General features: G+C 33.7%; 3 protein-coding genes. All 3 read left to right on the top strand.

All coding sequences use genetic code 11. The features are described 5' to 3' along the window. Positions 1-216: 216 nt before the first annotated feature. The 3 genes from AC973_RS01075 to AC973_RS01065 are packed head-to-tail and all read left to right on the top strand — an operon-like array spanning position 217 to position 2,714. Positions 217-603 (top strand): hypothetical protein, encoded by a 387-nt coding sequence (locus tag AC973_RS01075; RefSeq protein WP_048726159.1) that lies wholly within the window; start codon positions 217-219, stop codon positions 601-603. 15 nt (positions 604-618) lie between these two features. Further along, entirely contained in the window at positions 619-1,602 is a 984-nt protein-coding gene (locus AC973_RS01070) for a type I restriction endonuclease (RefSeq protein ID WP_003141349.1), read from the top strand. Positions 1,603-1,652: 50 nt separating this feature from the next. Beyond that, a complete protein-coding gene (locus AC973_RS01065; protein ID WP_003141351.1) occupies positions 1,653-2,714 on the top strand; it encodes an AI-2E family transporter in 1,062 nt (353 codons plus the stop codon). Positions 2,715-2,965 lie beyond the last annotated feature (251 nt).

The raw sequence follows: 2,965 nt of genomic DNA, 5'->3' as shown, positions 1-2,965 counted from the left end.
ACAACGAAGAGGTTCAAAGTATTATTGAACATTCGGTAAAAGATGAAGTTTCTAAAAAAAAAATTTTGACCACTGTTTTCAACTGTTTTAAGTGGAAATAGATTAGCAAAAACATCATTAAAAGGTGGAAATATACCTTATATTTTAGCAACCACCGAGAATAATGGTATATATGCCCGTATCGACAAAGAAACTCGTGATTATCATGGAAATAAGATGAAAATATTTAATACGCCAAGCATTAGTTTTTCAATAGATAACCCTGAGGCTATATTCTTGCAAGAGGAAAACTATTTTACCTCAAATATCATGAGGGTTTTGATAAATAACGATTTAGAGAAAGAAGAATATATATTTTTTGTAGAAACTTTAAGAAAAGCTACTGGGGGATTTAATTGGGGTGTAAAGTTTAGTGGTCCGGTAGTTTTAGATCTAGATATTAATGTTCCATTCAATAAAATGGAGGATAAAATTGATAATCAAGAGATCAAGAAAATTGGATTATTTATTAATGAATTAGATGAAGCAGAAAAATTAGAGATGAGTAAATTAGAAAAGCTAGAGAAACTAAAACAAGCTTATTTAAACGATATGTTTGTTTAGAAAGGAGGAAATTGTATGCAACAAAAAACATCATCAGAACAAGCATTTCAAGATCGCTTTGTGCGTGAATTAGAAAAATATAAATGGAAAGCACCTGATCATTTAGATGGGAATAAACAACGCGTAACGGTCAATCACTTAGTTGAGAATTGGCGTCATGAATTAAATCGAATGAACGTTGATCAATTAGAAGGAGTTCCTTTAAGTGATGCAGAGTTCGAACAAGTCATGGCAAAGGTAAAACAAATTGATAATAGTTTTGAAGCAGCCAAATTCTTAGCGATGGAAGGCTCAACTGGAAAAATTGATGGAATTTACCGAGATGATCATCCTGGTATAACTCGCCAACAAATTACGTTAACAATTTTTAAAAAATCTCAAGTTCGTGGGGGTGACTCGAGCTATCAAATTGCTCGAGAAGTGGAGAGTGAAAATGGGAATCGCTTTGATGTTGTCTTATTAATTAATGGCTTGCCGTTAATTAATATTGAACAAAAGCGAACAGATAAATCTTTAGACGAAGCTTTTGGACAGTTTAAACGTTATTATCGAGATGGAGAATTTGTCAATAATTTCATGGCATTCTCTCAAATGATGGTTATTATGTCGGAAGTCGCCACTCGTTATTTTGCGGCACCAAAATCTATTAATGACTTTAACAAAAGTTTTGTTTTTCAGTGGGCAGATGCTGATAATAATCCAATCAATGACTGGCAGAAAGTGATTGAACACTTTTTAATGATTCCAATGGCTCATCAGTTAGTTGGAGACTATTTAATTATTGATGAAGCCCAAGATGAAGAAAACCGAAGACACATGATTATGCGTCCATATCAGGTTTATGCTTTACAAGCGGTTGAACGAGCTGCTTTAGGCTGGGGTGAAGATGGTATTCGTCATGGAGGATATGTCTGGCATACAACCGGGGAAGGTGTCATAATAGTGATGGGTGCAGTTTGTGTTATTAAATCAAGGGTTTCAGGAACTTTAAATGAATAAATAAACAAAAGCATTGAAGAGTAATACTTGATTTTAAAAGGAGGGATTAAATGAAAATTGTCATGCCAGAAAAGAAGAAATTATTTGATATAGGGCTTGTGTTGCTTGGGATTGTTATCATTGCATACATATACAATCCACTTAGGAATATTATAAATCCATTTATTTATGCACTAGTTCTAGCTTATTTATTGAATCCTGCTGTTAAACTTCTGGAAAAAAACAAAGTCAATAGGATATGGGCAATCCTAATTGTCTTTGTTCTTTTATTTTTTTTGTTCAGCATAGCTTTTGCTACCTTAATACCAAGACTAACAGGGGATTTGCGGGTATTTATAGATGAAATTCCAAATATATTGAAGTTTATTGAAAAAATTGTGGGAGAGCTCCAGTCAGGACAGATACCTTTCATTCCTGAAGGGGTTCAGGAGTTTTTAAATTTGGATGAACAGATCAAGAATATTGGGGAGGTTCTTAGAAATTCATTAAGAGGAGTTTTCAATAGATTTGTCTCATATACTGGGACTTTTCTGGATATTATTATAACTCCTATAATTACATTTTACTATCTTAAGGATAAAGATAGGATAATGAAGGCAATTACTGGAGAAATACCTGTAAAAAGACTGGCCAAGGCTAAAGAACTGGGCGGAGAGGTGGATAAGGTGTTGGGAGGCTTTATAAAAGGACAGCTGACAGTGGCTGGATTTGTAGGTATTTTAACGGGGATGGGCTGTTGGATTATTGGAGTGCCATATTCTCTGACAATAGGTCTAGTTGCTGGGATTACAAATATAATACCCTACTTTGGTCCATGGATTGGAGGGGTTTTGCCAGTTATACTTGCTTTTATGGAAAGTCCCATAATGGCACTTTGGGTTACAATGCTGATTGTAGTCATCCAGCAAGTTGAGTCTGCATTCCTGTCTCCACAAATCATGTCCCATTCAGTGGGGCTACACCCACTTCTTGTAATATTTTCGGTATTATTTTTTGGGAATATGCTGGGAATTTTGGGTATGATAATAGGTGTTCCCTTGATGGGGCTTCTAAAGATTGCTTTAAGATACTTAAAAGAGTTTAGGAGCGAGATTGATTCAAAACCAATTTAATCTAATTCTTAATTTTGTTGAGAAAGAAAAAATTAAATATTAGATAATAAAAATGAATACAAATACATTAGAATTGAGGACTTGAGTGAAAATTTTCAAGCCCTTTCTAACTGTTAATAAAACAAAAAAGTATGATAATATGGTTTTTTAATGAACTATGTTATTTTGGAAGAAGTGTATAAATGAAAAAGAGATAAAGTCCATATAATTGTGTAAAAGATAAAAGGCCATGTAACAGCCCTTTTACGGTA

Origin of the sequence: Carnobacterium sp. 1290_CSPC (assembly GCF_001053265.1) — a bacterium.
In the GTDB taxonomy this organism is placed as follows: domain Bacteria; phylum Bacillota; class Bacilli; order Lactobacillales; family Aerococcaceae; genus Aerococcus; species Aerococcus urinaeequi.
The sequence above is the reverse complement of the archived record's forward strand: the minus strand, read 5'-3'. Positions and strand labels throughout refer to the sequence as shown.

What these genes read in the sequence shown, in the direction of transcription:
- AC973_RS01075 (WP_048726159.1), top strand. Translation starts at nt 217, where the DNA reads ATGAAAATATTTAATACGCCAAGCATTAGTTTTTCAATAGATAACCCT.
- AC973_RS01070 (WP_003141349.1), top strand. Translation starts at nt 619, where the DNA reads ATGCAACAAAAAACATCATCAGAACAAGCATTTCAAGATCGCTTTGTG.
- AC973_RS01065 (WP_003141351.1), top strand. Translation starts at nt 1,653, where the DNA reads ATGAAAATTGTCATGCCAGAAAAGAAGAAATTATTTGATATAGGGCTT.